27 protein-coding genes are annotated in these 24,835 nt (G+C 66.1%); 15 read left to right on the top strand and 12 right to left on the bottom strand.

The features are described 5' to 3' along the window. The first annotated feature begins 46 nt into the window (after positions 1 to 46). Positions 47 to 265 (top strand): hypothetical protein, encoded by a 219-nt coding sequence (locus QOJ24_RS06075; RefSeq protein ID WP_526260084.1) that lies wholly within the window; start codon positions 47 to 49, stop codon positions 263 to 265. Positions 266 to 270: 5 nt separating this feature from the next. Here QOJ24_RS06075 and QOJ24_RS06080 read toward each other — a convergent pair whose 3' ends face one another. Then, positions 271 to 1,260 carry a malate dehydrogenase gene (locus tag QOJ24_RS06080; protein ID WP_526260085.1) on the bottom strand — a complete coding sequence of 330 codons (990 nt, stop codon included), beginning with the start codon at positions 1,258 to 1,260 and terminating at the stop codon, positions 271 to 273. 139 nt (positions 1,261 to 1,399) lie between these two features. On the opposite strand from QOJ24_RS06080, the gene corA reads away from it, so the two are divergent. After that, a complete protein-coding gene (gene corA, locus QOJ24_RS06085) occupies positions 1,400 to 2,503 on the top strand; it encodes a magnesium/cobalt transporter CorA (RefSeq protein ID WP_526260086.1) in 1,104 nt (367 codons plus the stop codon). A 149-nt stretch (positions 2,504 to 2,652) separates the two neighbouring features. Continuing rightward, on the top strand, positions 2,653 to 3,168 hold the full coding sequence (locus tag QOJ24_RS06090) for a hypothetical protein (protein WP_526260087.1): 516 nt from the start codon (positions 2,653 to 2,655) through the stop codon (positions 3,166 to 3,168). A gap of 75 nt (positions 3,169 to 3,243) precedes the next feature. Here QOJ24_RS06090 and QOJ24_RS06095 read toward each other — a convergent pair whose 3' ends face one another. The 6 genes from QOJ24_RS06095 to QOJ24_RS06120 all read right to left on the bottom strand — a co-directional run bounded on the left by QOJ24_RS06095 (position 3,244) and on the right by QOJ24_RS06120 (position 8,960). Continuing rightward, positions 3,244 to 3,822, bottom strand: coding sequence for a suppressor of fused domain protein (locus QOJ24_RS06095; protein ID WP_526260088.1), 579 nt, complete (start codon positions 3,820 to 3,822; stop codon positions 3,244 to 3,246). Further along, positions 3,819 to 5,078 (bottom strand): ABC transporter ATP-binding protein, encoded by a 1,260-nt coding sequence (locus QOJ24_RS06100; protein ID WP_526260089.1) that lies wholly within the window; start codon positions 5,076 to 5,078, stop codon positions 3,819 to 3,821. The genes QOJ24_RS06095 and QOJ24_RS06100 overlap by 4 nt, the downstream gene beginning before the upstream one ends. Positions 5,079 to 5,082: 4 nt before the next feature. Further along, positions 5,083 to 5,919 carry a carbohydrate ABC transporter permease gene (locus tag QOJ24_RS06105; RefSeq protein ID WP_526260090.1) on the bottom strand — a complete coding sequence of 279 codons (837 nt, stop codon included), beginning with the start codon at positions 5,917 to 5,919 and terminating at the stop codon, positions 5,083 to 5,085. 1 nt (position 5,920) lies between these two features. Next, on the bottom strand, positions 5,921 to 6,844 hold the full coding sequence (locus QOJ24_RS06110; protein ID WP_526260091.1) for a carbohydrate ABC transporter permease: 924 nt from the start codon (positions 6,842 to 6,844) through the stop codon (positions 5,921 to 5,923). Beyond that, the gene (locus QOJ24_RS06115) at positions 6,841 to 8,238 is read right to left on the bottom strand and encodes an ABC transporter substrate-binding protein (RefSeq protein WP_526260092.1); all 1,398 of its coding nucleotides are present in this window, start codon (positions 8,236 to 8,238) and stop codon (positions 6,841 to 6,843) included. Before QOJ24_RS06115 ends, QOJ24_RS06110 begins: the two co-directional genes overlap by 4 nt. Positions 8,239 to 8,432: 194 nt before the next feature. Next, positions 8,433 to 8,960: a general stress protein gene (locus tag QOJ24_RS06120; protein ID WP_526260093.1), complete on the bottom strand. Its 528-nt coding sequence runs from the start codon at positions 8,958 to 8,960 to the stop codon at positions 8,433 to 8,435. Positions 8,961 to 9,088: 128 nt separating this feature from the next. Between QOJ24_RS06120 and QOJ24_RS06125 the strand changes: the two genes are divergently transcribed. Further along, positions 9,089 to 9,904 (top strand): DUF4190 domain-containing protein, encoded by an 816-nt coding sequence (locus tag QOJ24_RS06125; RefSeq protein ID WP_526260094.1) that lies wholly within the window; start codon positions 9,089 to 9,091, stop codon positions 9,902 to 9,904. Position 9,905: 1 nt separating this feature from the next. Continuing rightward, the gene (locus QOJ24_RS06130; RefSeq protein ID WP_526260095.1) at positions 9,906 to 10,376 is read left to right on the top strand and encodes a DUF4190 domain-containing protein; all 471 of its coding nucleotides are present in this window, start codon (positions 9,906 to 9,908) and stop codon (positions 10,374 to 10,376) included. 10 nt (positions 10,377 to 10,386) lie between these two features. Here QOJ24_RS06130 and QOJ24_RS06135 read toward each other — a convergent pair whose 3' ends face one another. Then, positions 10,387 to 11,343 (bottom strand): HpcH/HpaI aldolase/citrate lyase family protein, encoded by a 957-nt coding sequence (locus QOJ24_RS06135; RefSeq protein WP_526260123.1) that lies wholly within the window; start codon positions 11,341 to 11,343, stop codon positions 10,387 to 10,389. Positions 11,344 to 11,368: 25 nt separating this feature from the next. Between QOJ24_RS06135 and QOJ24_RS06140 the strand changes: the two genes are divergently transcribed. The 5 genes from QOJ24_RS06140 (at position 11,369) to QOJ24_RS06160 (ending at position 16,693) form a co-directional block, all read left to right on the top strand. Then, complete coding sequence (locus tag QOJ24_RS06140; protein WP_526260096.1) at positions 11,369 to 12,664, top strand: magnesium transporter MgtE N-terminal domain-containing protein; 1,296 nt, start codon at positions 11,369 to 11,371, stop codon at positions 12,662 to 12,664. Beyond that, on the top strand, positions 12,661 to 13,215 hold the full coding sequence (locus QOJ24_RS06145) for a DUF1003 domain-containing protein (RefSeq protein WP_526260097.1): 555 nt from the start codon (positions 12,661 to 12,663) through the stop codon (positions 13,213 to 13,215). Before QOJ24_RS06140 ends, QOJ24_RS06145 begins: the two co-directional genes overlap by 4 nt. An 87-nt stretch (positions 13,216 to 13,302) precedes the next feature. Next, positions 13,303 to 14,652: a lytic transglycosylase domain-containing protein gene (locus tag QOJ24_RS06150; RefSeq protein WP_526260098.1), complete on the top strand. Its 1,350-nt coding sequence runs from the start codon at positions 13,303 to 13,305 to the stop codon at positions 14,650 to 14,652. Between the two features lie 58 nt (positions 14,653 to 14,710). Beyond that, positions 14,711 to 15,850, top strand: coding sequence for a P-loop NTPase (locus tag QOJ24_RS06155; RefSeq protein WP_526260099.1), 1,140 nt, complete (start codon positions 14,711 to 14,713; stop codon positions 15,848 to 15,850). A 3-nt stretch (positions 15,851 to 15,853) separates the two neighbouring features. Continuing rightward, positions 15,854 to 16,693: a hypothetical protein gene (locus QOJ24_RS06160; protein WP_526260100.1), complete on the top strand. Its 840-nt coding sequence runs from the start codon at positions 15,854 to 15,856 to the stop codon at positions 16,691 to 16,693. On the opposite strand, the gene tatB is transcribed toward QOJ24_RS06160, so the two are convergent. The 4 genes from tatB to sigE all read right to left on the bottom strand — a co-directional run bounded on the left by tatB (position 16,690) and on the right by sigE (position 19,908). Continuing rightward, on the bottom strand, positions 16,690 to 17,097 hold the full coding sequence (tatB, locus tag QOJ24_RS06165) for a Sec-independent protein translocase protein TatB (protein ID WP_526260101.1): 408 nt from the start codon (positions 17,095 to 17,097) through the stop codon (positions 16,690 to 16,692). The genes QOJ24_RS06160 and tatB overlap by 4 nt on opposite strands. Further along, the gene (gene htrA / locus QOJ24_RS06170; RefSeq protein ID WP_526260102.1) at positions 17,097 to 18,587 is read right to left on the bottom strand and encodes a serine protease HtrA; all 1,491 of its coding nucleotides are present in this window, start codon (positions 18,585 to 18,587) and stop codon (positions 17,097 to 17,099) included. The genes tatB and htrA overlap by 1 nt, the downstream gene beginning before the upstream one ends. Before the next feature lie 71 nt (positions 18,588 to 18,658). After that, a complete protein-coding gene (rseA, locus tag QOJ24_RS06175) occupies positions 18,659 to 19,054 on the bottom strand; it encodes an anti-sigma E factor RseA (protein WP_526260103.1) in 396 nt (131 codons plus the stop codon). 89 nt (positions 19,055 to 19,143) lie between these two features. Then, complete coding sequence (sigE, locus tag QOJ24_RS06180) at positions 19,144 to 19,908, bottom strand: RNA polymerase sigma factor SigE (protein WP_526260124.1); 765 nt, start codon at positions 19,906 to 19,908, stop codon at positions 19,144 to 19,146. A gap of 188 nt (positions 19,909 to 20,096) precedes the next feature. Here sigE and QOJ24_RS06185 point away from each other — a divergent pair, with 188 nt between their 5' ends. The 5 genes from QOJ24_RS06185 to QOJ24_RS06205 all read left to right on the top strand — a co-directional run bounded on the left by QOJ24_RS06185 (position 20,097) and on the right by QOJ24_RS06205 (position 24,835). Further along, entirely contained in the window at positions 20,097 to 20,777 is a 681-nt protein-coding gene (locus QOJ24_RS06185; protein WP_526260104.1) for an O-methyltransferase, read from the top strand. 152 nt (positions 20,778 to 20,929) lie between these two features. Continuing rightward, positions 20,930 to 21,616 carry a TetR/AcrR family transcriptional regulator gene (locus QOJ24_RS06190; protein ID WP_526260105.1) on the top strand — a complete coding sequence of 229 codons (687 nt, stop codon included), beginning with the start codon at positions 20,930 to 20,932 and terminating at the stop codon, positions 21,614 to 21,616. Next, a complete protein-coding gene (locus QOJ24_RS06195) occupies positions 21,588 to 22,526 on the top strand; it encodes an ABC transporter ATP-binding protein (protein WP_526260106.1) in 939 nt (312 codons plus the stop codon). The genes QOJ24_RS06190 and QOJ24_RS06195 overlap by 29 nt, the downstream gene beginning before the upstream one ends. Next, positions 22,523 to 24,145, top strand: a complete 1,623-nt coding sequence (locus QOJ24_RS06200) for an ABC transporter permease (RefSeq protein ID WP_526260107.1) — start codon at positions 22,523 to 22,525, stop codon at positions 24,143 to 24,145. Before QOJ24_RS06195 ends, QOJ24_RS06200 begins: the two co-directional genes overlap by 4 nt. Positions 24,146 to 24,160: 15 nt before the next feature. Then, positions 24,161 to 24,835, top strand: a complete 675-nt coding sequence (locus QOJ24_RS06205) for a methyltransferase family protein (protein WP_526260108.1) — start codon at positions 24,161 to 24,163, stop codon at positions 24,833 to 24,835.

Consider the following 24,835-nt stretch of genomic DNA (forward strand, 5'->3'; position numbering starts at 1 on the left):
TCGGGTCGCACGAGGCCCGACCGAGCGGCTCCGCAATACTGCATCTATGGCTTTCAAGGTACGGCTCGGCGAGGGGACGCAGGACTGCGGAGACGACGACGTCTACGACTTCGTCGCCGATGGTGTTCTCGTGCTGCACTATGCGGAACCGGGCAGGTGGTCGGAGTACTACCCCCCGGGCGAATGGAAGCGCATCGACGCCGCGCCCAACCACCGGCCCGGTGAGCCGGTGGATCGCAGCATTGGGCCGGATTTCGAGACCTGATCGCCTCAGATCAGTCCGAGTTCCTTGACCGCCTTGCGCTCGTCGGCAAGCTCGGCCGTCGACTTGTCGATCCGGCCACGGGAGAACTCGTCGATCTCGAGTCCCTGCACGATCGTCCAGTTACCGTCCGTCGTGGTCACGGGGAACGACGAGATCAGACCCTCGGGGACGCCGTAGCTGCCATCGGAGACGACCGCCATCGACACCCAGTCGTCCTTCGCGCTGCCCAGCAGCCAGTCGCGGGCGGCATCGGTGGTCGCCGAAGCGGCTGACGCGGCCGAGGATGCGCCGCGTGCGTCGATGATCGCCGCGCCGCGCTTGGCGACCGTCGGGATGAAGTCGTTCTCGATCCAGTCCTGGTCGTTGACGACCTCGGCGGCATTGCGGCCCCCGACCTCGGCGTGGAACACGTCGGGGTACTGGGTGGCCGAGTGGTTGCCCCAGATCGTCATCTTCTTGATGTCGGTGACCTTCGCGCCGGTCTTGCGGGCCAGCTGCGAGATCGCCCGGTTGTGATCGAGGCGGGTCAGCGCGGAGAACCGCTCGTGCGGGATGTCGGGTGCGTTGCTCAACGCGATCAGCGCGTTGGTGTTGGCCGGGTTGCCGGTAACACCGATCCGGACGTCGTCTGCAGCGACCTCGTTGAGCGCCTTGCCCTGCGCGGTGAAGATCGCGCCGTTGGCCTCGAGCAGGTCGCCGCGCTCCATGCCGGGGCCACGCGGCCTGGCTCCGACGAGCAGGGCGAGGTTCACACCGTCGAAGATCTTGTTGGCGTCAGCGCCGATCTGCACGCCGGCAAGCAACGGGAACGCGCAGTCGTCGAGCTCCATGACCACACCCTCGAGCGCCTTCAGCGCCGGCTCGATCTCCAGCAGGCGGAGCTCGATCGGACGGTCGGGGCCCAGCAACGAGCCGCTCGCCAGGCGGAACAGCAGGCTGTAGCCGATCTGGCCGGCGGCTCCGGTCACCGCGACCTTGAGGGGAGAAGTGCTCACGTCGAAGGCTCCTTGAGAAGAGTGGTTTTCCGCGTCGAAACTAGCGCACCGGCGTCAGCCTCAAACCGCCGGTCCACAACCACCCGCGCGTAACATTGTCCGAGGCCGAATAAGGCCTGCGCTGCGAGGAGGTCGGATCATGCCTTCGTTTCGGGGCGCTCTGCCGCCATCCCTTCGCCCTGTGCGAACCAAGCACACTCATCCCGACGCCAAGTCGATCCACGTCCCCGTCGCGCGGGCGATGGTCGACTGCGCCGTCTACGTCGACGGCAAGCGGCTGTCCGGCAAGTACACCCACGCCGCGGCGCTGAACAAGGTTCATGAGCTCGAAGCCGAGGGCAAAGTCGCGTTCGTCTGGATCGGCCTGCACGAGCCCGACGAACATCAGATGCAGGCCGTCGGTGATGTGTTCGGTCTTCATGAGCTGGCCGTCGAGGACGCCGTGCACGCTCACCAGCGGCCCAAGCTGGAGCGCTACGACAAGACGCTTTTCATGGTCCTCAAGACGGTCAACTACATCGAGCACGAGTCGGTGGCCAAGGCGCGGGAGATCGTCGAGACGGGAGAGATCATGGTCTTCGTCGGCGCCGACTTCGTGGTGACGGTCCGGCACGGGGAGCACGGTGAACTGGCCGGGGTGCGCAGGCGGTTGGAGGCCTCACCCGCGCTGCTCAAGCTCGGCCCGTACGCGATCATGCACGCGATCGCCGACCATGTGGTCGACGACTATCTCGACGTCACCGACCTCATCGAGGTCGACATCGACGCGATGGAAGAAGACATCTTCTCCCCCGTGACGCACACCAACATCGAATGCATCTACCTGCTGAAGCGGGAGGTCGTCGAATTACGCAGGGCCGTCAACCCGTTCACGCTCGCGCTTCAACGCCTCGGCACCGACCACAACGACCTGATTTCGATCGAGGTCCGGCGCTACATGCGCGACGTGCTGGATCACAACATCCAGGCCTCCGATCGGATCACGAGCTACGACGACATGCTCAGCTCTTTGGTACAGGCTGCGCTCGGCAAGGTGGCCATGCAGCAGAACGTCGACATGCGCAAGATCTCGGCGTGGGTGGCGATCGCCGCCGTGCCCACCGCGCTGGCAGGCATCTACGGGATGAACTTCGAGCACATGCCCGAACTCCACTGGACGTGGGGATATCCGGCGGTGCTGACGGTGATGTTCTGTGTGTGTTTCCTGCTGTACCGGACATTACGTCGCAACCACTGGCTCTGACTGAACGCGTGCGCAGTGTGACGTAGGCCACTCCCTCGGGCGAAGTTGAACCTGCGCTGTGAGTTCGCCGTGTCATACCCGAGAAGCCGAACTCCCAACGTCGTTGGTGGCGCAGGTTTTACAAGCACCCACAAAACCGAGGAACAGCCATGTCCACATACCACCGAGCCGCCGCGGCCACCGCTCTGGCTTTCGCGGTAGGTGCCGTCGTCGCGCCAGTGCCCGCATCCGCCGCACCGGCGAACCTCTCGATGACCAACGAGATCCGAATGACCCCTGCCGATTCATCGCGCACCGACGGCGGCTATTTCAACCAGCAGGTGATCTACGCCAGCGGGGTGGTGACGATGTCGAAGGCCGCCGCCCAAGACACCATCGACCACGGTGACTACTCTATCGCCCTGCGCTACTGGGGCGACGACACAAACGACGACGATCTGATCTTTGGACCGGTCAACGCGTTTGGGTTGTTCGCAGCAGAAGACGGGCTGCATTTCGAAAACGCTGCGACGCTGTCGCATCTGCAATTGGACGAGGACAGCGGAACGTTCGAGAACATCGGAGACGGCGGCCAGGACGAGATCTACGTCGGCGCACGCTTCGTGGACCGTAACGGCAATACCGTCGCCAAAGCGGAAAGCAACCGCATCACCGGAGATCTCTAGCCGTCCACGCGCCGAAACGGAATTCCAGCACCCCCGTTCTCGCACTTTGGGTGCTGGAATTCCGTTTCGCGGATATCAGCTCGGCGCAGACGCCTTACGCCTCGGGTCGAGCACGTCGACACCATCGGCCCGCCACGCCTCACGCATCGCTTCGGCGCCCTTGAGCCGGACCCACGCCGCCTCCGTCGGGGTGATCGGTGTCGCCGACAGGACGGTCACCGGATCCAGCGGTGCGGGTAACGCGACGTCGTCGATGTCGCCGCGGTTCAATAGGAATGCTGTGAAGGGGGCCGCCTCCCACAGCGGGGAGCCGAGGTCGACCAGCGAATCGGGAACCAGGACCAACCCCTCTACGGCGGGCGCCGCGGCGACCACCGCGACGCTGCGGGCCAGCCCCGACGGCGTCGGCCCGCGCAGCGAAACAGCGACTTCGGCGCGAGGGCCACGCACGGGATCCGCGGCCAGTTCCGCCGGATCGGTCATCGGCTCACGCGAACACCCAAGCGTCACATAGTGAATGACACCGTTGCCGTCGGGACCGAACCGCAACACGTCGAACGACTGAGTGCCCAGAAACGTCACGCTCGCGGCGTCGGGCTCCCGGTCGAAGTGCGCGCTCAGGCGAGCGCGGACCTCCGCAAGGACATCGGTCACTCCGCGTCGGGCGCGGTCTGCTGTTCGGCCTCCGATGGAGGTTCAGCCTCAGAAGGTGTCGGCGGCGGCGCCTGCTCCTCGGTTGCGCCGGCAGGCGGGATGGAGAGGTTGGCCCCGGTATCGGCGTTGAAGATGACCAGTCTTGTCGTGTCCAATGCGAGCTCGATCGTCTGACCGGGCGTCACCTTCGACTCGGTGGAAACCCTTGCCACGAACTCGTTCTCGCCGACACCCGACTCTGCGGCCAGCTCCGCGAGCTGCTGGGCACGGGCACCCGCACCTTCGGCGATGAAATGCACGTACTTGTCCGCGCCGAGCGATTCGACGAAGTCCGCCGTCACCTCGAATGTCAACGCGCGGATCCGCGCATAGGTGTCGATCAGCGAAGCGTCCTCGAGATGCTCGGGCCGGACACCCACGATCACGTTCGGCGGTGAGTTGTGCTTCGCGAGCAGGTCGTGCACCTCCTGCGTCAGCGTGACGTCCCCGAATGGCAGCCTGATTCCGACATCGGTCATCGTCGCCGGGAAGAAGTTCATCGCAGGCGATCCGATGAAGCCGGCGACGAAAAGGTTGGCAGGCCTGGCGTACAGCTCCTCGGGGGTGCCGATCTGCTGCGCCTCGCCCGCGCGAAGAACGACGACGCGATCCCCCAGCGTCATCGCTTCGGTCTGGTCGTGTGTCACGTAAACCGTTGTGGTGCCAAGACGGTTCTGCAGGCGGGCGATCTCCGAGCGCATCTGCACTCGTAGCTTGGCGTCCAAATTCGACAGCGGCTCATCCATCAGGAACGCCTTGGGATCGCGCACGATCGCGCGACCCATCGCGACGCGCTGGCGCTGACCGCCCGACAGCTGGCCGGGTTTGCGGTCGAGCAACTCGGTGAGATCGAGAATCTTCGCGGTTTCCTCGACCTTGGACGCGATTTCGGCCTTCTTCACTTTGGCCAACGTCAACGGGAAGGCAATGTTCTGCCGGACGGTCATATGCGGGTAGAGCGCGTAGGACTGGAAAACCATCGCTATATCGCGATCCTTGGGGGCCTTCTCGTTGACCCGCTCGCCGCCGATTCGCATTTCGCCCGACGAGATGTCCTCGAGGCCGGCGATCATGTTCAGCGTGGTCGACTTTCCGCATCCGGAGGGACCCACCAGGATGATGAACTCGCCGTCGGCGATCGTCATCGACAGATCCTTCACGGCCGTGGCGCCGTCGGGGTAACTCTTCGTCACCCGATCCAACACGATCTCGGCCATCGAACTACCCCTTCACCGCACCGGAGGTCAAACCAGCGACGATCCGTCGCTGGAAGATCAGAACAAAGATAACGATCGGAATCGTGATCACCATCGCGCCTGCCGCGATCGACCCGGTCGGCTCCTCGAATTGCGAACTGCCGGTGAAGTTCGCGATCGCCACCGGCGCTGTGATCGCGCGCTGCGTGGCCGTCAACGACAGGGCGAGCAAAAGGTCGTTCCACGCGAAGATGAAAACCAGGATGGCGGCGGTGACGATGCCCGGCGCCGCCAGCGGAGCGATCACCTTGCGGAACGCCTGCGCCGGTGTGGCGCCGTCCATCTTGGCCGCCCTCTCCAGATCCCACGGGATCTCCCGGAAGAACGCCGACAGCGTGTAGATGGCCAACGGCAACGCGAATGTGATGTACGGGATGATCAGGCCGGGCCAGGTGTCGAAAAGCCCGATGCTGCGCCACAGGTTGAAGATCGGTGTGACCAGGGAGATCTGCGGGAACATGGCGATCAACAGCGCGACACCGACCAGCAACCGCTTGCCGGGGAAGCTCAGGCGCGCGACGGCGTAGGCGGCCATTCCGCCGATGATCACCGCGATGACGGTCGTGATGAGGCCGATCCCGATCGAGTTGATCAGCGCCGAACTGAAGGCGTTCCCCGAGAAGATGCCCTTGTAGTTGTCGAAGGTAACCGCCGATGGAATCAGCTTGCCGTCCTTGACCGTTGACGTCGGTTTCAACGACAGGCTCAGGATCCACAGCACCGGGAAAAGCGCATAGATGACGACCAGGACGTTGACGACGGTCCATCCCGTCGCCCTGCCCGCACCGACCCGCTCAGTCATGTCAGCGCCTCTCCTCATCCGATCCTGGTGCCGACGCGCCGAAGATCATGATGTAGATGAACGCGATCACCGCCACGGACAGGAAGATCAGCACGCTGATCGCCGAACCCAACCCGAGGTTGAACGCCTTGAAAAGGTTGTCGTAGCCCAGGATCGACACCGATCCGGTGCTGTTGGCGCCGCCGGTGAGGACGTAGATGTTGTCGAAGATCCGGAACGCGTCGAGGGTCCGGAACAGAAGTGCGACCAGGATCGCCGGTTTGATAAGCGGCAGAATGATTTTCACCAGTCGCTTCCACGCGCCGGCTCCGTCGACCTGCGCGGCGTTGAGCAGATCCTGCGGTACGAGTGCCAGCCCGGCGAGCAGGAGCAACGCCATGAAAGGCGTGGTCTTCCACACCTCGGCGAGGATCACGATCGCCAGCGAGGGAAGCTGTTCGGTCAACGGCGCGCTGCCCTCGGGCAGCAGGTTGGCCAGATAGCCGGTGCCAGGGGTCCACGCGTAATACCAGCTGTAAGAGGCGGCAACGGTCACGATGCCGTACGGGATCAGTACCGAGGTACGCACGACGCCCCTACCGAAGATCGTCCGGTGCATCACCAATGCCAGCGCCATTCCGAGCACGAACTCGATCGCCACCGAGATGACGGTGATCGCCAGCGTCACGACGAACGCCGTCCACCAGTACCGGTCGGTGAGAACGGTCTGGTAGTTGGCGAACCCGACGAAAGCCGTGTCGTCGGGTGCGGCCAGGTTGTAGCGCTGCAGGCTCAGCCACACCGCGTAACCGATCGGATACGCGGTGACCGCGAGCATCAGGATCACCGCGGGCGCAATCAACAGATAGGCAAGGCGCCGGTCGGACTTGCGATTGTCGGTTCCGCCACCCGCCGCTTTCGCCGGTGCGTCCACCGTGGCGGTCACGGGACCAGCCCCTTACCGTCGATCGCCTTCTGGACCTGCTCTGTCAGCTCGTCGGCCATCTTGTCCGGTTCGATGTCGGTGACGGGCGCGAGCGTGGCCGAGATCCTGGTCGACACCGCCTGGTAGACCGGCGTTGCCGGACGCACAGCGGCATTGGTGAGCTGCTGTCGGATGATCGCGTACTGCGGGTACTTCTTCTGGAACGCCGGATCGTCATACAGCGATGTCCGAACCGCGGGCAGTCCACCCTCGACCGAGGTGTACCGCTGGTTCTCGACATTGCGCAGGCACCGCATCGCCTCGAACGCCTCCGCCTTGTGCTGGGTCGTGCGCGCCACCGCCAGGTTGAGTCCGCCCAGCGTCACCTTGGCGTCTCCGCCCGATTGCACCCCTGGATACGGCGCGAAGCCGAACACCATCTTGCTGGCTTCGTAGGCGGCTTCGAACTGTTCGTCGCTCGGTGAGAAGGTCCCGACCTCGTCGATGCTGCCCGCCAGCGCGGGGTCCTTGTCGAGCGGCAGGAAACCGACGCCACCCTTGACGGCGTTCTCCAGCATCGATGGCAGCACGAACGGCCAGTTCACCTCGAGCGCCGCTTTACCCTGCTCGAGCGCCAGCCGCGCAGTGCCTTCGTCGGTCTGGGTGATCGACGGGTCCGCGCCTGGCGCGGTGGCAACGGCCTTCATGATCTGCAGCGCCTTGACGGTCGCCGCGCGATGCTCGGGGGTGTCGGTCAGCGTGACGGTCTTGCCGTCGTCGGAAAGCGCTTGACCGCCCGCACTTTCCAGCAGCGTGTTGAACCACACCACCAGTCCCTCATACTGCTTGGCCTGCAATGCAATCCAACTCGGCTTGCCCTCTGCGTGCAGCCGCGTCGCCTCTGAGACCATGTCGTCCCATGTGGTCGGCGGCTTGTCCATCAAATCCGCTCGGTACCAAAGCAATTGGGTGTTGGTCGTGATGGGGGCGGCATACAGTTTGTCCTGCCACTTGGCCGTCTCCAACGGCCCGGGCAGTGTGTTGCCGGTGGCGTCGGTCTCGGCCCGGCCGGACGGATCATCGGAAAGCGGCAAGGCCCAACCAGCTTCGGCGAACTCGGCCGTCCACACCACATCGAGTGCCATCAGGTCGAGGGTCTTGTCGTTGCCCGTCAGCCGCCGCGCCAGTTGCAGGCGCTGGGCGTCGGCCTCTTTCGGCAAGCTGATCTGCTGGATGGTGAAGCGGCCGCCCAACTCCTCGTTGCACCGCTTGGAGACGGCGGTGAAGGTCGCCATTTCGCTTGCCGGTGTGTAGTAATTGATGACGATCCCGCTGCCGCCCGAACCACACGCCGTCACCACCGATGCCGTCGTCGCGGCCGCCAATGCCGCTGCACACAGTCGACGTGCGTGCACCACCCGCCTCCTGTCCGCGGACCATGTCGCCGCCGGAGCGGCTCCGGCGGCCAATGTCGCCGCCGGCGCGGCTCCGGGGCAATCGCCCGCGCCAGAACCGTAGAGCCAGGTGTGCGTGATTTGCAACACTTCCAAGCGGCGCGTCGGCAGCAACAGCGCGATCGTGACCTGCGGTAGCGGCCCTTTTTCGGGGCCTAGATGGTCAAGCGCGCCAGCAGATCCCGGCCCTTCTCGGCGCTCTGCGGGTCACACAGCACGTCGTAACGGCCCGCGACAAGTTGCATCGTCGAGCTGAAATCTCTTGTGCCACGAGCCATCGCGTATGGGATTGCCGAGGTGATCAGCCCGAAGAAGACGCCTGCAACGAGGCCGGTGATGAGCGACGCCCATGGATTCTCGCTGAAGAATCCGAGGATCAACCCGATGAACAGGCCCAGCCACGCACCGGTGATGACGCCGCCGCCCAGCACCTTGGGCCAGGTCAGGCGACCCGTTACCCGCTCGACCTGCATCAGGTCAACGCCGACGATCGTGACCTGCTGAACCGGGAACTCCTGATCGGAGAGGTGGTCCACCGCACGCTGCGCCTCGGCGTAGGTGGGGTAGGAGCCGATCGGCCAGCCCTTCGGAGGCGTCGGCAGCGCGGCGGGCCCGCGGGCCGGGGATGTCGGTGCACCAGGCGTCGCGCCGGGAGTCTGTCCGGGCTGGAAGGGACTGGTCATCGAACCTCATTCTCCTTTATCCGCGCCGAGATTTCTTTCGGCCACACACGCTCAACGCTCCGGGGTGGACGATGGTGCCCCGCAGCCTCTCCGGCCGCGGGTACCAGCACATACGCTAGGTTGACAGCATGACAAATCCGGGCGGGGAGTCCTCCGAAACGCCAGCATCCGACCCTAGTTCAGGCTCGTCGGAGCCGACATCCGGTGGCTACGAGGCACCGTCGATCGAGCAGTCGCAGCAGCAGGACGAGCAGCCCGAACCGCAACCCGCGACGGAGCAATTCATCCCCCCTGCCGCCCCCGCCGAGCAGTATTTCCCGCCGTCAGCGCCCACCGAGCAGTACGCCCCGCCGTCAGCGCCCACCGAGCAGTACACCCCGCCCGGATATGCCCCGCCGTCGACTGGATACGACGTGCCGCCGAGCTATCAACCGCCCGCGGACTATCAGCAGGGCGGCTATCCGCCACCCGGCTACCCGCCCGCGCCGGTCTATCCGCCGCCCGGCTATCCGACACCGGAATCACAACAGCAGAGTTACCCGCCGCCCTACCCCGACCCGTCGGCGGTCGGGGGTCAGCCGGGATACGGCGCCCCCTCCTATCCCCCGCCGCCGCAGCCGCAGCCGCCGTACGGCGCCGCGCCCGGGTACCCGCCGCCACCGCCGTCGTACGGCGCGCCGGGATACCCCGGTGGATACGGCGCGGGCTACGGTCAGTCGCAGCCCGAAACCAATCAGATGGCGGTCTGGTCGCTGGTGGCCTCACTGGTCGGGTTTCTCTGCTGGATAAGCGGACCCATCGGCATCGCGCTCGGTTTCGTCGCGCTGAATCAGATCAAACAGAAAGGTCAGGGCGGCCACGGCTTAGCGGTCGCCGGCATCGCGGTCGGTGCCGCGTCGTTGATCATCGGCCTCATCTGGTTCATCTTCGCGCTCAGCGGCTGATATGAGCACGCCGCCAGAGCAGCCGTTCCGCGGTGCCGAAGTCCCGCCGTTGGAGCAGTCGGCACCGCAGCCGGATCCGTTTGCGCCCGTCGACTATCCGGCGGGCTACCCGACGCTGCCGCCGCCGGTATACCCGCAGGCCGCCGGCTATCCGCCAGCCGGATATCCGCCCGCGTATCCGGGGTATCAGCCCTATGACCCGTATCGGCCTGGCAAGCCGCTGGGTACCAACGGCAAGGCCATCGCTTCGTTGGTCACCGCGTTGGCAGGCCTCGTGTTCTGCGGGTTGCCGTCGATCGCAGGGCTGATTCTCGGAATCATCGCGATGCGTGAATGCAGGCGCACCGGCCAGGACGGTCACGGACTCGCGCTGGCTGGCACCATCATCGGCGGCCTGATCACCGCTTTGGTGGTGCTCTACTTCGTCTTCGTCATCGGACTCGCCGCATCTGAATGGCAGTGGGCGCCATAGCTTTTCGCGGCTAGCTCGGCGGCTGAAACGGCTCCGCGTTCCGCGTCATACCCGCAGCGCGTCCCTTGCCTGCGATCACCAGCGCCATCTTGCGGCTGGCCTCGTCGATCATCTCGTCGCCGAGCATCACCGCGCCGCGCGCCCCGCCCGCCTGCGACGTGTGCCACTCGTATGCCTCGAGAATCAGTTCCGCGTGGTCGTAGTCGTCCTGGCGCGGGCTGAAGATCTCGTTGCCCGCGGCGATCTGGTCCGGGTGCAGCACCCACTTGCCGTCATAGCCCAGCGCCGCCGACCGGCCCGCCACCCGCCGGAACGCATCGACGTCGCGCACCTTCAGATACGGGCCGTCGATCGCGAGCACGCCGTGGGTGCGCGCGGCGATCAGGATCCGCATCAGCACGTGGTGATGCGCGTCGCCGACGTCATACCCCTCGGGTTGCTCCCCCACCACGAGCGTGCGCATGTTCAGGCTGGCCGCCATGTCCGCAGGGCCGAGCACCAGCGCCTGCACCCGCGGACAGGCCGCGATCGCATCGATATTTGTCAGCCCCTGCGCGTTCTCGATCTGCGCCTCGACGCCGATCCGGCCGACCGGAAGGCCGTGCGTCGTCTCCAACTGGCTCAGCAACAGGTCCAGCGCGTTGACGTGGGACACGTCGGTGACCTTCGGCAGTACGACGACATCGAGCGACGCGCCCGCAATGGACACCACTTCGATGATGTCGCTGTAGGTCCACGGCGTCGTCCAGTCGTTGACCCGGACCCCGCGCAGTTGTCCGGCCCAGCCCGGCTCGGCCAGCGCGCTTGCCACCTGGCTGCGCGCCTGTACCTTGGCGTCCGGCGCGACGGCGTCCTCCAAGTCGAGGAACACCTCGTCAGCGGGCAGCGTTTTGGCCTTCTCGATCATCTTGGCGCTGCTGCCGGGAACCGAAAGGATGGTTCGACGGGGTCGATACCGGTTTTCCACAACCACACTCTCTACCCTTTGAGTCATGGCGGCGGTGAACAGGGTCTACGCGGCCCGGCTTGCGGGAATGGTGGTGTTGGGCCCCGACGGCGAGTCCATCGGCCGGGTGCGCGACGTGGTGATCAGCATCAGCATCGTCCGCCATCAACCGAGGGTGCTCGGACTCGTCGTCGAACTGCTGACCCGTCGACGGATCTTCGTGCCTATCGGGCGGGTAACCGCGATCGACCCCAGCGCCGTCACTCTGATCACGGCCAATGTGTCGTTGCGCAAGTTCACCCAACGACCCGGCGAGGTGCTGGTGCTCGGCCAGGTGATCGAGACCCGCGTCCGCGTCGAAGACCCCGAGCTACCGGAGCTCGACGGGGTGGACGTCGTCGTCATCGACCTGGGCATCCAGCAGTCGCGGACCCGCGACTGGCTGGTCACCAAGGTCGCCGTGCGGCCGCTGGGGCGCCGGCTGGGTCGCCGCAGGAACGTCGACATCGTCGACTGGCAGCGCGTGCAGGGCTTGACCCCGTCGGGACTGGCGATGCCCGGGCAGGGCGTCGCCCAGCTGCTCGAACAGTTCGAGGGGCAGCGGCCGATCGAGGTCGCCGAGGCGATCCGCGAGCTGCCGCAGAAACGTCGATTCGAGGTGGTCCGAGCCCTCGATGACGAACGGCTCGCCGACGTGCTTCAAGAGCTGCCCGAAGAGGAGCAGGCCAACATGCTTCGGCAGCTGGAGCCGGAACGGGCGGCCGACGTGCTCGAGGCGATGGATCCCGACGATGCCGCCGACCTGCTCGGCACGATGACCCCTGCCGATGCCGAGCTGTTCCTTCGCCGGATGGATCCCGAGGATTCCGAAGACGTGCGCCGCCTGCTGGCGCACTCGCCCGACACCGCGGGCGGACTGATGACCTCCGAGCCAGTCGCGATTGCGCCGGACACCACCGTCGCGGAGGCCCTCGCCCGTGTCCGCGATCCCGACCTGACGCCGGCACTGGCCTCGCTGGTCATCGTGGTGCGGCCGCCGACGTCGACTCCGACCGGTCGCTACCTGGGCTGCGTGCACCTGCAGCGGCTGCTGCGGGAGCCGCCCGCCGCTCTGGTCGGCGGCATGCTCGACACCGACCTGCCCTACCTCGGCCCCGAGGACCCGCTGACCGCCGTCACCCGGTATTTCGCCGCCTACAACCTGGTCTGCGGGCCGGTGGTCGACGACGAGAACCACCTGCTTGGCGCGGTATCCGTCGACGACGTGCTCGACCACCTGCTGCCCGACGACTGGCGCGAGCGCGAGGAACCCGAGATGTCCACCGCCGAGGTGGTGACATGAGCGATCTGTCGGCGCGCCAGCGCCTCGACACGCCGCGCACGACACGGCGCCGATTCGCCTTCACCGTCGACGCCGAGACCGTCGGGCAGTTCAGTGAGTCCATCGCCCGGTTCCTCGGCACCGGGCGCTTCCTGCTGTGGCAGACGATCCTCGTCGCCGTCTGGATCTCCCTGAACCTGTTCGCGGTCAAGCTGCGCTGGGATCCCTACCCGTTCATCCTTCTCAACCTGGCCTTCTCCACTCAGGCCGCCTATGCGGCGCCGCTGATCCTGTTGGCCCAGAACCGGCAGGAGAACCGCGACCGGGTGTCTCTGGAAGAGGACCGCCGCCGGGCCGAGCAGACCAAGGCCGATACCGAGTACCTGGCCCGTGAGCTCGCCGCGCTGCGGCTGGCCGTCGGCGAGGTCGCCACCCGCGACTACCTGCGCCGCGAACTCGACGAACTGCGAGACATTTTGACCGAATTGCGGCCGACGGGATCGACCGACGGCGGCAAGGACGGCGCAGGTAAATCTCACAGCGGAGAGCGTCGCACCAAAAAGCTCGGTTAAGCCAGGTCAAGCATTGTTGTAACACGGCCGCAGGCGACTAGGTATGGTGACTTGGTTCACAAGCCACCTCGAACCTAGGACGGTTGAGTGCACATAGGGGGAGGGACCGCGCTCGCGGCAGTGCGGAGCCGCGCCGCGCGGGTGATGCGTTCACCCGCGCTGGGTCTTGTAGCCATCATCCCCATCGTCTTCGCCGGAGCTGTCGGGGCCTCGCCGACGACGGCGGCGCCGATGCGGGACGCAGCGGTCACCCCGTTGGCCGCCGTCGCCCTGTCGAACATCGATCCGTCCGGTCCCTCGGTCGTCGCCGCCACCAAGGCGCCCACGGCGTTCCACATCGCCTCCAGCGCCAACATGTCCGGCCCGCCGCCCGCTGTGGTGGTGAGTTCGCCTGGCACCCTTCGTATTCCGATGATCGCGCTGAACGCGTATCAGAACGCCGAGCGGATGATGGCCGCCTCGTACCCGGGTTGCGGTATCAGCTGGAACCTGCTTGCGGGCATCGGACGCATCGAGTCGATGCACGCCAACGGCGGCGCAACCGATGCGTCGGGCTCCGCGGTGCGGCCCATCTACGGGCCATCGCTCGACGGCACGCTTCCGGGCAACGAGGTCATCGAGCTGAGCCGAAACACCAGCCGGGTCACCTACGCCCGCGCGATCGGTCCGATGCAGTTCCTTCCGGGCACCTGGTCGCGGTACGCCTCCGACGGCAACGGCGACGGCAAGGCCGACGTGCAGAACGTGTTCGACGCCAGCCTGGCCGCGGCCCGCTACCTGTGCAGCGGAGGGCTGAACCTGCGCGATCAGTCACAGGTGATGACGGCGATCCTGCGCTACAACAACTCGATGGCCTATGCCCAGAACGTGCTGGGCTGGGCGGCCGCCTACGCGACCGGCGTCGTGCCGGTGGACCTGCCGCCGATCACCGGGCCGATTCCGCCGATCGCCGACGTACACCTGGACAACTACCAGGGCCTCGGGCCCGGCTTGCCGATGAACGTGCTCGGCCTGCCCGCCGACGATCCGCTCGCGATGGTACCGCTGGTCAACATGGGGCGCACCGACGTGGCAAACCAGATGATGTTCGGACCTCTTCCCGGACCGGCGCCCGAAGCCGGGATGCCGGGAATGCCCGGGATGACCATGCCGGGACCCGCGCAGGCCCTTCCGCCGGGAATAACGCCGCCGCCGCAGCAGAACTGCGCGGTCTTCTGCATCGGCAGCAACCCTCCTGCCGCGGTGCAGCCACAGCTGCCGCCCGAGGCGCTGCCCCCGGGCGTGATCGCGCCGCCGGCCGGCCAACCCGGACTCGCGCCGGGCGCGGCCGCCGAACTCGCGCCGTCGCCGCCACCGCCGGGTGATGCACCACTGGAGCCGGTTCCCCCGCTGCTCGGGCCGCAAGGCGTGGGACCCGCGCCGGGCCCGCCTGCCTGACCGGAGTCCCCGCCCCGCGCGCGAATCCGCCCGCCTGCGCCGCCTACACTCGGCGGTGATGTCAGAACGCCCTGAGCTCCAGACCGCGGTCCGCGCCGGGCTCGCCAAAGTGATCGACCCCGAGTTGCGACGGCCGATCACCGAGCTCGGCATGGTCAAGAGCGTCGAGGTCGACGCCGATGGCGGCGTGCACGTCGAGATCTATCTGACCACTTCGGCATGCCCGAAGAAGGCGGAGATCTCCGAGCGGGTCACCGCGGCGGTCGCCGACGTGCCTGGCACCGGCGCTGTCAAGGTGACCCTGGACGTGATGAACGACGAGCAGCGCACCGAACTACGCAAGCAACTGCGCGGCGACGCCCGCGAACCCGTGATCCCGTTCGCCCAGCCCGGCTCACTGACGCGGGTGTACGCGGTCGCATCCGGTAAGGGTGGGGTCGGCAAGTCCAGCGTCACAGTCAACCTGGCGGCCGCGATGGCGGTCCGCGGGCTGTCGGTCGGCGTGCTCGACGCTGACATCTACGGACATTCGATCCCACGGATGATGGGCACTGACGAACGGCCGACCCAGGTCGAGTCGATGATCCTGCCGCCGATCGCCCACGACGTGCGGGTGATCTCGATCGCCCAATTCACCCAAGGCAACACGCCGGTGGTGTGGCGCGGGCCGATGTTGCACCGGGCGCTTCAGCAGTTTCTCGCCGATGTGTACTGGGGCGATTTGGACGTGCTGCTGCTCGACTTGCCGCCAGGCACAGGCGATATCGCGATCTCGGTTGCGCAATTGATCCCCGGGGCCGAGATCCTCGTGGTGACGACACCGCAACTGGCCGCGGCCGAAGTCGCCGAGCGGGCCGGTGCGATCGCACTGCAAACCCGCCAACGAATCGTCGGTGTGGTGGAGAACATGTCGGGGCTGGTGCTGCCCGACGGCACGACGATGCAGGTGTTCGGCGAGGGCGGCGGCCGCCAGGTTGCCGAGCGGCTGACGACGGCGGTCGGCGCGGACGTCCCGCTGCTCGGTCAGGTGCCGTTGGATCCCGCGCTCGTCACCGCAGGCGACTCGGGTGTTCCGCTGGTGCTGAGCGCCCCGGATTCGGTTGCCGGCAAGGAGTTACGCAGCATCGCCGACGCGATCTCGACCCGCAAGCGCGGGCTCGCAGGCATGTCGCTTGGCCTCGACCCTGCCGGTCGCTGACGGGTGGATTCCGAACAAGTCATTCGCATCGCGCTGACGGTCGTGACGCCGATCCTGACGGCGGGTATCGGAATCGTTGCGCTGGTGATCGGCGACTGGCGCGAACGCAGAACCCTGCACGGGGTTCGCAAGCTCTCCTTCGAAGACGCCAGCAGGCAGGTCGAATTCGCGGCTGACTGGCTCAAGGCCAGCAGGGAAATCGACGAATCGCCCGAGGCGCAACAGGTGGCGGCCGCGCAAGCGCGGGCGTGGCTCGAGGAAGCCTCAGCGCTGGTCGCCGAAACCAAGCCGAGCCCGTCGACCGAAAAGACGAGATCCATCACAGCCAGCCGGTTGCTGCTGGCCTACCCGATGCACCGCCGTAGCGCGCGCGTCTTGCGAGGCTTTTACTACTTTTTCCTCGGCGTCGTGGTGCTACAGGTCAGTGGCGCGATGGGGTCCGCCTTCGGCAGAACCGACACGCTCGGCGTGCCCAACTACTTCTCCGGCGGACTCATCTACGCCGACCTGATCGGCATCGTCATCTACACCGTCATCGCAATGGGTTTCCGGTTCTGGTCGCTGCGCGCCGAGGAATCGCAAGCGTCTGAACCCCGTGATCGAATCACCGTGCGGCGCGCGTTGTTGTTCTACCGGTTCAACGGGATTCGGGCGAAACTCGCTCGATTCGTCTTCCACCTGTGGGTGCTGTTCACAATCCTGATCATCGTGGCGACGGTGGTCACCACGTTCGAGGACCCCAGGGCGTTGCCGTCCAACCTGGTTGCGACGATCGCGTGGCTCGGCTGGGCCGTCGGCCTGCGGTACTGGGCCGTCTCGCTCGACGAGCGGACGAAAACCTAGGTCGCGTCGCTGTCGAACGGTGTCACAAGCGGCTTGGCCGCAGGCGTCGTCGGTGTCGACGGCGTCGGCTCTTCGGGGACGGGTTGCACGGCAGGCTTGTTGGCTGACTCGTCGAACTGGCCGGTCAAAATCGAATCGTCGCCGTCGAGTAGGTGTTTGGTCAGTGCCGCGCGCGGCGTCATCCCGCGCAGCTTCTGCAACTCGCTCAACGGCTCACGGAGGTCGTCGAATTCGGGGCCGAGGTCGTCACGGAGTTGCTTGGTCGCCCCGCTGATGTAGTCACGCGCCTGGCGCAGGGTGCCCGACGTCCAGCGGATTGCGCCGGGTAGCCGCTCGGGCCCGAGGATCACCAGCCCGGCAATCACCAGGACCAGCATCTCGCCCCAGCCGACGTTGGCGAACATTACGTGCTGTTGTCGGAACCGGGGTTCACGGTCAGCGTCACATGACGGCCGTCGCGGACCACTTCGATCGGGGCGTCCTGACCGACCTTCAACAGCCGCACAGCGACGACGAATTCGTCGGCGTCGGCGACGGTACGGTCACCGACCTTGACGACGACGTCGTTCTCGAGGATGCCCGCCTTCTCCGCGGGGCCGCCCGCCTTGACATTGGCCACCTGCGCGCCCGACGCGAGATCGTTGTTCACCGAACGGGCGGTCAGCCCGAGCGTCGGGTGGGCGATCTTGCCGTCCTTGATCAGTGCGTCGACGACGTTTTTCACCTCGTTGACCGGGATTGCGAAGCCGAGCCCGTTGGCCCCGTCCCCCAACTTCCCGGCCGTGTTGATGCCGATGACGTCGGAGCTCATGTTGATCAGCGGGCCGCCCGAGTTGCCGTGGTTGATGGGCGCGTCGATCTGAATGCCGTCGATGACGGTGTCGGTATCAGAGCCGCTGCCCGACAACGGGACGGGCCGGTGCAACGCGCTGACGATGCCCATCGTGACGGTGCTGCGCAGGCCAAGCGGGGCGCCTGCCGCAATGACTTCATCACCGACATGAAGCTTGTCGCTGTCACCCAGCTTTGCCACCGTGAGGTTGTCGACGTTGTCGACCTTCAGCACCGCCAGGTCGGTCTTCGGGTCACGGCCGACGAGGTTGGCGGGCACCGACTTGCCGTCGTTGAACACCACCGACAACTTGTACTTGCTGGGGTTGTTGGCGGCCTCGGAGATCACGTGGTTGTTGGTGACGACGTACCCGCGGCCGTCGACGACGACACCGGAGCCCTGAGCGCCTTCGTCGTCACTCTCCGCTTCGATGGTCACCACCGAATTAGCAACGGAGGCAGCGACTTTCGCGAACCGACCCTCGGGTTGTTCAGTGTTGTTGTCGGTGTTCAGCGTCACCTTGGACGTGGTGAACGCCTCGACGACCTCGGCGGTCTTGCGCCCGACCCAGCCGCCGGCGAAACCGATCACCAGTGCGACGATCGCCAGCACGGCAAGCGCGACGTAGGACACCCGGCCACCGAAGAGCACGTCGCGCACGCCGAGCCTGCCGATGTTCGCGGCGGCGGGTGCGGGCACCGGCGTCGGCACCGCCGGGGTGCCGAGCGCGGCCGCGGCATTCGGATCGCGCCACGGGTCGTCGGGCTCTTCGGGCTTGTTCCTGTCACGCTCGGCATCCAGCGCGCCGATGTCGGCGGGATGGCGTTGAAGTGAGTCACCGCTGCCGTTCGGCCGTCCGAACGCCTGGTTCAAGACGGGATCGGGCGCCTGATTGGTCGGTGTGTACTCACCTTGATCGCGAACACCGTCATCGCCGAGGAAGGAGCCGTCGACACCCTGGGGCCTGCCGAATGCCCGGGTGGTGGACGGGTCGACCGGTGGGCGCGAGACGGGGCGCGGCGCGACCCGGTCGCTACCTTGGGACTGGTCCTGCGTTGTCACCCGCGTTATCACTCTCTATTTGGCCGCCGCTATTAAGCCGGCGCGCGCCGATGCTTGGTTTGGTTTACACACTACCGGCGCTTGCGCCGACCGCGGATCGTGCCGTCAGCAAAGTCGGTCTGATTGCCTTCGGGGGGTTGGACCTGCGCGGTGTCCTGTGGAATCTGCGAGAGCAATCCGAGTAGCGAACTGGGAATGGCGATCGGACGGGAGTCGCGCAGTGCGGATCGGGCCTGTCGCTGGGCGTCCACCTCGGCGGCACACTGCGGGCACATGGAGAGATGATGTGCCGCTCGCAGATGTGCGGACATCCGCAGTTCACCATCGGCGAAGGCGGCGACCGCCTCAGTGGACAGGTGCTCGGTGGAGCCGAACTGACGTGGCCCTACCGGCGCGTCGCTCTGCGAGGCGAACTGGGCGGGCAGCCAGGAGAACGCACGACGGAACACATGCCCTGGATCGGCCATCACCCCGCTCCTCTCGGCCCATCACCTTCGCGATAGACGGTGCTTACTTGAATGTAGCGCGGGATACGGCACCCGACACCCGTGAACGGTCAGGCCGACCGGGCCGTGTCGGCCTGGTGGAGTGCCAGATAGTCCCGCAGCGCCTGTCGACCACGGTGGATCCGGCTGCGGACGGTTCCCAGCTTCACGCCGAGCGTTGCGCCGATCTCCTCGTAGGACAGGCCTTCGATGTCGCACAGCACCACCGCGGCACGGAACTCAGGCGCCAGCGAGTCGAGGGCGGCCTGCAGGTCGGGACCGAGCCGCGAATCGTGATAGATCTGCTCCGGGTTCGGCTCGTCGGCGGGCACGCGGTCGTAGTCCTCGGGCAGAGCTTCCATCCGGATGCGGCCGCGTCTGCGGACCATGTCCAGGAACAGGTTGGTGGTGATGCGGTGCAGCCAGCCCTCGAACGTGCCGGGCTGGTAGTTCTGCACAGACCGGAACACCCGGATGAACGTCTCCTGCGTCAGGTCCTCGGCATCGTGCTGGTTGCCTGACAGCCGGTAGGCCAGGCGATACACCCGGTCAGCGTGCTGACGCACGAGTTCATCCCATGACGGCATGGTGGCGTGGTCACCGGTGGCATCGAAAACCGCGGTGCCCTGTGGCTCTTCGGAAGGCTCGACCCATTCCCCGTCGGTGTACTGCTCGAGATGAGACATCGTCACCGGGTTCATATGGGGGGCCGTGGTGGTTGTGGTCGTCGGATCCTCCAGATCACAGCGTTCACCGCTTATCGAGAACGCGACATCGGCGGCAACGCGACGGTCGACATGCTTATTCCCAGAGCGCCAGCGGCCGCCGTGTTCCATGCCGCTACCGTTGCCGACCGTCGTGTGGTTCGCATATGAGCTCACTGAACTTTCCCTGAGAAACCTGATTGTTACCCAATCCAGCCCGTCCTAACCTGCGCAAACCACGCGAGGTCCCGCCGATTCGAGCGTCGCGGGACGGGCGTGTCGCGGTGGTGGCCGAATCCCAGCCGCTCTACGCTGCGGGCATGGCCGATGCCCCGGCGAGCCAGCCGCAACCCAGCCGCGCCGAGTCCGTCGTCAACCACGCCGAGAACTCGATCTCCGAGGACGCCATCGTGGCCGCCGCGCGCGACCGTGCCGTCGAGACCGGGGCCGGCGCGGTCACCCCGGCTGTCGGTGCGCTGCTCAGCGTGCTGGCCAAGCTCAGCGGCGCGAAAACGGTCGTTGAGGTCGGCACCGGCGCCGGCGTCAGTGGGCTGTGGCTGCTCTCCGGAATGCGTCACGACGGGGTGCTGACGACAATTGATGTCGAGCCCGAGCATCAGCGGCTCGCCAAGCAGGCCTTTAACGAGGCGGGCATCGGGCCGTCGCGGACCAGGCTGATCAGCGGGCGGGCGCAGGAAGTTCTGACCCGGCTGGCCGACGAGTCCTACGACCTGGTTTTCATTGACGCAGACCCTGCCGACCAGCCGGACTTTGTGGTCGAAGGCGTGCGGTTGCTGCGGCCAGGCGGTGCGATCGTCGTGCACCGGGCGGCGCTCGGCGGCCGCGCCGGCGACGCCAAGGCAGGCGATGCCGAGGTCACGGCCGTCCGCGAGGCCGCCCGGCTGATCGCCGAGGACGAGCGCCTGACGCCGGTGTTGGTGCCGCTCGGCGACGGCCTGTTGGCAGCCGCACGCGACTGGCCCTCGCCCGACGACAACTGAGTTTTTCTCGCGAGCAGACGCAAAAAGCCCCTTTTCAAGGGCTTTTCGGGTACATATGCGTCTGCTCGCAAGGAGAAGTGGCGCCATTTTTACGGAACTTTGACGGTGTGACCTCTTGACGAGCCGCTGAACGCGCGTTTAGCGTACTAAACATGCGTTCAGCAGACGATCTGACGGCCGTCGCCAGGATTCGCGATGCCGCTATCGATCAGGTGGGTCAGCACGGCTTCAGCGTCGGGCTGCGCGCGATTGCCCAGGCCGCAGGAGTGAGCGCCGCGCTGGTGATTCACCATTTCGGATCCAAGGACGGACTGTTGCGAGTCTGCGACGACTACATAATCGAGCAGATTCGCCAGTCGAAGACCGAGTCCCTGCGCTCTGCGGATGCCACCTCGTGGTTCGCGCAGATGGCCGAGATCGAGTCTTACGCACCGATGATGGCCTACCTGGTGCGGAGCATGCAGTCCGGCAGCGCGCTCGCCAAGACGTTCTGGCAACGGATGATCGACAACGCCGAGGAGTACCTCGAAGAAGGGGTTCGCGCGGGCACCCTCAAACCCAGCCGCGACCCGAAAGCCAGGGCCAAGTTCATCGGCATGAACAACGGCGGCGGATTCCTGCTCTTTCTACAGATGCACGACAACCCCACCGACCTGCGTGCCGTCCTTCGCGACTACGCCGAGGACATGGTGCTGCCCGCCCTGGAGCTGTACTCCAACGGCTTGATGACCGACTCGTCGATGTACGAGGCGTTTCTCGCCCGGCGCGAACAAGGCATTCCGTTCAGCAACTCGACTGGAGGAGATCACGATGACGGCGACGTCCCTGCAACGGGCTAGCACAAGCGGAGCCACCCAGCCCGCTGTCGAAATACAAGGACTGGTCAAGACATTCGGTCATACCTTGGCCCTCGACGGCCTCGACCTGACCGTCGCGCCGGGTGACATCGCTGGCTTTCTCGGGCCCAACGGAGCGGGCAAGTCCACTACGATTCGGGTGTTGCTCGGCCTCCTGCGGGCCAACAGCGGCACGGTGCGGCTTCTCGGCGGCGACCCGTGGCGCGACGCCGTCGATCTGCACCGGCGCATCGCCTATGTACCAGGCGACGTCACGTTGTGGCCCAACCTGACCGGCCTGCAGGCGATCGACTTCCTGGCCCGGCTACGCGGCAAGGACGCGGTCGACACCCGGCGGCGCGACCAGCTGATCGAGCGGTTCGAACTCGATCCGCACAAGAAGGCCCGCACCTACTCGAAGGGCAACCGGCAGAAGGTGGCGATCGTCGCGGCGTTCTCCACCAACGCCGAACTCTACATCCTCGATGAGCCCACCTCAGGCTTGGACCCGTTGATGGAGAAGGCTTTTCAGACCTGCGTGACCGAGGTTGCCGATCACGGCGCCGCCGTGCTGCTGTCCAGCCACATCCTGGCCGAGGTCGAACAGCTGTGTAACACGGTGACCATCATCCGCGCCGGCCGTGCAGTGAGGTCCGGCACACTCGACCAGCTGCGCCACCTGATGCGGACCACAGTCAAAGTGCGCACCCACAGCGATGGCCGGAAACTTCTTTCTACACCGTTCGTTCACGACTTCACGGTCGACGACGGCCACTACGTCTTCTCGGTCGACCGCAATGAACTGGACGGGGTGATGGCGCTGCTGACCGAGTTGGGCATCATCGATCTGACCGTCACGCCGGCGTCTCTTGAAGACATGTTCCTGCGCGAGTACCGGGGAGCGGACCGATGAGTAACGCGACCCTCGCTCCGCATCTCGGCAGGCATGAAGCGGCCCCACGGGCGTCGCGCTTCACCGGTGTCGGCAGCCTGATCAAGCTGGCTCTGCGCCGTGACCGCGTCAGGCTGTCGATCTGGATCGCCGCGCTGACGCTGATGATGGTGTACGCGCCCAATGCCATCAAGCTCGCCTACCCCGATGAGGCGCAGCGCGCAGCCCGCGTCAACCTGCTCAAGACGCCCGCCGGAACGATATTGGGCGGCCCCATGTTCGGCGTCAACGAAACAGATCTCGGCGTGATGATGGCCAACGAGTTGATGCTCACCCTCATCATCGCGGCGTCGATCCTGTCGATTCTCACCGTGATTCGGCACACCCGCGCCGAGGAGGAGAGCGGTGCCGCCGAACTGGTGTTGTCATCGGTGGTCGGCCGTCATGCCAGGACCTATGCCGCGTTGATCGTCGTCGGCGGTGTCAACGCGATACTCGCGGTGACCATGACTGCGGCGATGGCCGCCACCGGATTCAGTGTCGTCGACACCGCGGCCATGTGCCTCGGAATCACCGGTGTGTCAATGGTGTTCGGGGCCACCGCGGCGGTCACCGCGCAGCTCTGGCGGCAGGGGCGCGCCGCAACCGGCGCCGCGATGGCCGCGCTCGCGCTGGCCGCTCTGGTACGCGGGGTCGGCGACGTCATCGACAACTCCGGCAGCGCGCTGTCCTGGTTCTCCCCCATCGCCTGGGCGCAGCAGATGCGCCCCTTCGTCGACCTGCGCTGGTGGCCGTTCGCCTTGCTGGTGCTGCTCGCCGTCGGCCTGATCGCGCTGGCCGTCGTGTTGGAGAACAGCAGGCAGTACGACGACGGCGTCATTCCGTCGTCCGGCGAGCATCCGAACGCGCATCCGATCCGCAATGTGTTCGGTCTGCACCTGAGGCTGCAACGCGGCCAGACGATCGGCTGGGGCGTTGGACTGTTTCTGTCCGGCTTGGCATTCGGGTCGATGACGAAGTCGCTCCTCGATGCGGCCGAGGCCAACGAATTGTTGCAGCGCGTGCTGGCTCAGCAGGGTACGGACGGCGTGTACACGACGTTGACGCAGTTTCTTGCCGCTGCGGCCACCGCCTATGTCGTCTCCGGTGTGCTGCGCGTCCGGGGCGACGAGGAGTCCGGGCTGGGCGAGACGGTGCTTGCCGGGTCGGTGTCGCGGTGGCGCTGGCTGGTCACCGCCGTGGCGGCCACTGTCGTTGGGTCGACGGTGTTGATGCTCTTCGCCGGCCTGGGAATGGGTCTCGGCGCAGGCCTGACGATCGACGAGCCGCAGATCATCTGGCGCCTGACGCTGGCCGCGCTCGCCTTCGTACCCGCGATGGCGGCGATGGCGGGCGTCGCCGCTCTGGCGGTCGCGCTGAGACAGCCTTGGATCGGTTGGCTGGCAGTGACATTCGTGGTGACTTCGCTGTATCTCGGCGCGCTGCTGCGGCTGCCGCAGTGGCTGCTCGATGCGTCACCGATCGGCCAGACGAAAGCACCGAGTGAGTATTCGGCCGCTGCGCTGGCTGCCATGGTGGTCGCCGCAGCGGCGCTGACGTTCGTCGCAGGCGCGATCTACCGCCGACGCGACGCCATCTGAAGGAGGAGGACATCGATGAAGACCACACTTCTGATGCTCTGGTACACAGTCTTCAGCATCGCCTTCTTCGGGGTGCTGTTGTTCTGGCCCGCCGGTACGTTCGACTACTGGCAGGCTTGGGTTTTCATCGCCGTCTTCGAGGTCGGCACCATGATCCCGACGATCCATCGGGCCGTGAAGTACCCCGATGCGTTCAGACGACGCACGCGCACCGGCCCGTTCGCAGAAGGTCGAATGGTGCAGAAGCTCATCAATATCGGCATCATCTCGACCACGGTCGCCACCGCTGTCGTCAGTGCACTCGACCACAGGTTCGGGTGGTCCGCGGTGCCGACCACGGTCGTCGTGGTGGGCAACGTGCTGATCCTGGTCGGCCTTGCGGTGGCCGAAGTCGTCGTCATACAGAACAACTACGCGGCGGCGACGATCACTGTGGAAAAGGACCAGCCGGTGGTGTCGACGGGGCTGTACAGCGTTGTCCGCCACCCGATGTACGTCGGGGCGCTGATTTTGATCGTCGGCATGCCGCTCGCCCTCGGCTCGTATTGGGGCCTGCTGACGATGATTCCCGGCGTGCTGATCTTCGTCGCTCGTATCACCGATGAGGAGAAGGCGCTGCGCCAGGACCTCGCGGGTTACGAGGACTACATCGACAAGGTGCACTACCGCCTGGTGCCCGGGGTGTGGTGA

The organism is Mycobacterium sp. (assembly GCF_032159775.1).
In the GTDB taxonomy this organism is placed as follows: domain Bacteria; phylum Actinomycetota; class Actinomycetes; order Mycobacteriales; family Mycobacteriaceae; genus Mycobacterium.

What these genes read in the sequence shown, in the direction of transcription:
- QOJ24_RS06205 (WP_526260108.1), top strand. Translation starts at nt 24,161, where the DNA reads ATGAAGACCACACTTCTGATGCTCTGGTACACAGTCTTCAGCATCGCC.
- QOJ24_RS06145 (WP_526260097.1), top strand. Translation starts at nt 12,661, where the DNA reads ATGAGCGATCTGTCGGCGCGCCAGCGCCTCGACACGCCGCGCACGACA.
- QOJ24_RS06125 (WP_526260094.1), top strand. Translation starts at nt 9,089, where the DNA reads ATGACAAATCCGGGCGGGGAGTCCTCCGAAACGCCAGCATCCGACCCT.
- tatB (WP_526260101.1), bottom strand. Translation starts at nt 17,097, where the DNA reads ATGTTCGCCAACGTCGGCTGGGGCGAGATGCTGGTCCTGGTGATTGCC.
- corA (WP_526260086.1), top strand. Translation starts at nt 1,400, where the DNA reads ATGCCTTCGTTTCGGGGCGCTCTGCCGCCATCCCTTCGCCCTGTGCGA.
- rseA (WP_526260103.1), bottom strand. Translation starts at nt 19,054, where the DNA reads ATGGCCGATCCAGGGCATGTGTTCCGTCGTGCGTTCTCCTGGCTGCCC.
- QOJ24_RS06190 (WP_526260105.1), top strand. Translation starts at nt 20,930, where the DNA reads ATGCGTTCAGCAGACGATCTGACGGCCGTCGCCAGGATTCGCGATGCC.
- QOJ24_RS06120 (WP_526260093.1), bottom strand. Translation starts at nt 8,960, where the DNA reads ATGACCAGTCCCTTCCAGCCCGGACAGACTCCCGGCGCGACGCCTGGT.
- QOJ24_RS06185 (WP_526260104.1), top strand. Translation starts at nt 20,097, where the DNA reads ATGGCCGATGCCCCGGCGAGCCAGCCGCAACCCAGCCGCGCCGAGTCC.
- QOJ24_RS06130 (WP_526260095.1), top strand. Translation starts at nt 9,906, where the DNA reads ATGAGCACGCCGCCAGAGCAGCCGTTCCGCGGTGCCGAAGTCCCGCCG.
- QOJ24_RS06195 (WP_526260106.1), top strand. Translation starts at nt 21,588, where the DNA reads ATGACGGCGACGTCCCTGCAACGGGCTAGCACAAGCGGAGCCACCCAG.
- QOJ24_RS06100 (WP_526260089.1), bottom strand. Translation starts at nt 5,078, where the DNA reads ATGGCCGAGATCGTGTTGGATCGGGTGACGAAGAGTTACCCCGACGGC.
- QOJ24_RS06075 (WP_526260084.1), top strand. Translation starts at nt 47, where the DNA reads ATGGCTTTCAAGGTACGGCTCGGCGAGGGGACGCAGGACTGCGGAGAC.
- QOJ24_RS06155 (WP_526260099.1), top strand. Translation starts at nt 14,711, where the DNA reads ATGTCAGAACGCCCTGAGCTCCAGACCGCGGTCCGCGCCGGGCTCGCC.
- QOJ24_RS06105 (WP_526260090.1), bottom strand. Translation starts at nt 5,919, where the DNA reads ATGACTGAGCGGGTCGGTGCGGGCAGGGCGACGGGATGGACCGTCGTC.
- QOJ24_RS06200 (WP_526260107.1), top strand. Translation starts at nt 22,523, where the DNA reads ATGAGTAACGCGACCCTCGCTCCGCATCTCGGCAGGCATGAAGCGGCC.
- sigE (WP_526260124.1), bottom strand. Translation starts at nt 19,908, where the DNA reads ATGGAACACGGCGGCCGCTGGCGCTCTGGGAATAAGCATGTCGACCGT.
- QOJ24_RS06140 (WP_526260096.1), top strand. Translation starts at nt 11,369, where the DNA reads ATGGCGGCGGTGAACAGGGTCTACGCGGCCCGGCTTGCGGGAATGGTG.
- QOJ24_RS06090 (WP_526260087.1), top strand. Translation starts at nt 2,653, where the DNA reads ATGTCCACATACCACCGAGCCGCCGCGGCCACCGCTCTGGCTTTCGCG.